Source organism: Bradyrhizobium sp. NAS96.2 (genome assembly GCF_001908235.1).
Taxonomy (GTDB): Bacteria; Pseudomonadota; Alphaproteobacteria; order Rhizobiales; family Xanthobacteraceae; genus Bradyrhizobium.
On record NZ_LGHK01000378.1, the window covers coordinates 1 to 515 of the forward strand.

General features: G+C 65.8%; 1 protein-coding gene. It reads right to left on the reverse strand.

Annotated elements, in window-relative coordinates; genetic code table 11:
* Positions 1–515 (reverse strand): AMP-binding protein (locus AC628_RS41420; protein ID WP_143202106.1); only part of this gene is annotated, 515 nt, incomplete at both ends.

Consider the following 515-nt stretch of genomic DNA (forward strand, 5'->3'; position numbering starts at 1 on the left):
GCCGGTGATCCAGTAATAGCCGTCGGCATCGCGCCGGCAGCCGTCGCCGGTGAAGTACTTGTTCTTGTAGGTCGAGAAATAGGTCTGCTCGAACCGCGCGTGGTCGCCATAGACGGTGCGCATCTGGCCCGGCCAGGATTTGGTCAGGCAGAGATTGCCCGAGGTCTCGCCGTCCAGCGTCTTGCCGTCGGCGTCGACGATCTCCGGCACCACGCCGAAGAACGGCCGCGTCGCCGATCCCGGCTTCAGCCTGGTGGCGCCGGGCAGCGGCGTGATCAAAATGCCGCCGGTCTCGGTCTGCCACCAGGTGTCGACGATCGGGCAGCGGTCGTCGCCGACCACGCGGTAATACCACTCCCAGGCTTCCGGATTGATCGGCTCGCCGACCGAGCCGAGCAGCCGCAGCGATTTGCGCGAGGTCTTCTTCACCGGCTCGTCGCCGCCCTGCATCAGCGCGCGGATCGCGGTCGGCGCGGTGTAGAAGATATTGACCTTGTGCTTGTCGACCACGTTCC